The organism is Streptomyces sp. sk2.1, assembly GCF_008120935.1.
Lineage (GTDB): Bacteria > Actinomycetota > Actinomycetes > Streptomycetales > Streptomycetaceae > Streptomyces.
This window is the reverse complement of the sequence record NZ_RDBO01000071.1, coordinates 186,517-188,536: the sequence shown is the minus strand read 5'-3', so window position 1 is coordinate 188,536 and position 2,020 is coordinate 186,517. Positions and strand designations below refer to the sequence as shown.

General features: G+C 67.9%; 2 pseudogenes. Both read left to right on the top strand.

What is annotated here, in order from left to right:
- Positions 1-253 precede the first annotated feature (253 nt).
- Positions 254-1,312 (top strand): annotated as a pseudogene (locus EAO76_RS25630) (adenosylhomocysteinase); the annotation flags it as partial.
- A gap of 8 nt (positions 1,313-1,320) precedes the next feature.
- A pseudogene (locus tag EAO76_RS25625) lies at positions 1,321-2,010 on the top strand (adenosylhomocysteinase); the annotation flags it as partial.
- Positions 2,011-2,020: the final 10 nt, after the last annotated feature.

The following is a 2,020-nucleotide window of genomic DNA, read 5'->3' as shown; positions in this document are numbered from 1 at the left end:
GGGTTGGTACCGGCCGCGGCGGCGGCCTCGCTGTAGATGTCCGGCTCCAGGTAGATGACCCGGCCGATCGGTGTAGATTCGACGCCAGAGTCAGACGTCGCTGCTGATGGCGGTCGATCGGTCCCCATGTGCGGACCGGCCGAGGGAGAGAGGGCCTCCGACGGACTGCGCTGCGAGCACCGGGCATTCGTGTGCCCGTCGCCGCAGAGCCATCCGTGACCCACCTCGACCCATTCACGAGGAGCAGCCCGTTATGACGACGGTCGCCAACCGACAGGACTTCAAGGTCGCCGACCTCTCCCTCGCGGCGTTCGGCCGCAAGGAGATCACCCTGGCCGAGCACGAGATGCCCGGTCTGATGTCGATCCGCAAGGAGTACGCCGCCGCGCAGCCGCTGGCCGGTGCCCGTATCACCGGTTCGCTGCACATGACCGTGCAGACGGCCGTCCTGATCGAGACCCTGGTCGCGCTCGGCGCCGAGGTCCGCTGGGCCTCCTGCAACATCTTCTCCACCCAGGACCACGCCGCCGCGGCCATCGCCGTCGGCCCGAACGGCACCCCCGAAGCCCCCGCGGGCGTCCCGGTCTTCGCCTGGAAGGGCGAGACGCTGGAGGAGTACTGGTGGTGCACGGAGCAGGCCCTGACCTGGCCGAACACGCCCACCGGCGGCCCGAACATGATCCTCGACGACGGTGGTGACGCCACCCTCCTGGTCCACAAGGGCGTCGAGTTCGAGAAGGCCGGCGCGGCCCCGGACCCGTCGACCGCGGACAGCGAGGAGTACGCCCACATCCTCACCCTGCTGAACCGCACCCTCGGCGAGTCCCCGCAGAAGTGGACGCAGCTGGCGTCCGAGATCCGTGGTGTCACCGAGGAGACCACGACCGGTGTGCACCGGCTGTACGAGATGCACCGCGACGGCACGCTCCTGTTCCCGGCGATCAACGTCAACGACGCGGTCACCAAGTCCAAGTTCGACAACAAGTACGGGTGCCGTCACTCGCTGATCGACGGCATCAACCGTGCCACCGACGTCCTGATCGGCGGCAAGACGGCGGTCGTCTGCGGCTACGGGGACGTGGGCAAGGGCTGCGCGGAGTCGCTGCGCGGTCAGGGTGCCCGGGTGATCGTGACGGAGATCGACCCGATCTGCGCGCTGCAGGCGGCGATGGACGGTTACCAGGTCGCCACCCTGGACGACGTGGTCGGCCAGGCCGACATCTTCGTGACCACGACGGGCAACAAGGACATCATCATGGCCGCCGACATGGCCAGGATGAAGCACCAGGCCATCGTGGGGAACATCGGCCACTTCGACAACGAGCCACCGACGTCCTGATCGGCGGCAAGACGGCGGTCGTCTGCGGCTACGGGGACGTGGGCAAGGGCTGCGCGGAGTCGCTGCGCGGTCAGGGTGCCCGGGTGATCGTGACGGAGATCGACCCGATCTGCGCGCTGCAGGCGGCGATGGACGGTTACCAGGTCGCCACCCTGGACGACGTGGTCGGCCAGGCCGACATCTTCGTGACCACGACGGGCAACAAGGACATCATCATGGCCGCCGACATGGCCAGGATGAAGCACCAGGCCATCGTGGGGAACATCGGCCACTTCGACAACGAGATCGACATGGCCGGTCTCGCGCAGATCGAGGGCATCGTCAAGGACGAGGTCAAGCCGCAGGTCCACACCTGGACCTTCCCCGACGGCAAGGTCCTGATCGTGCTGTCCGAGGGCCGCCTGCTCAACCTCGGCAACGCGACCGGGCACCCCTCCTTCGTGATGTCCAACTCCTTCGCGGACCAGACGCTGGCCCAGATCGAGCTGTTCACCAAGCCCGAGGAGTACCCGACCGACGTCTACGTGCTGCCCAAGCACCTCGACGAGAAGGTCGCCCGCCTCCACCTCGACGCCCTCGGCGTCAGGCTCACCACGCTCCGCCCGGAGCAGGCCGCGTACATCGGTGTCGAGGTCGAGGGCCCGTACAAGCCCGACCACTACCGCTACTGACCCCACCCGC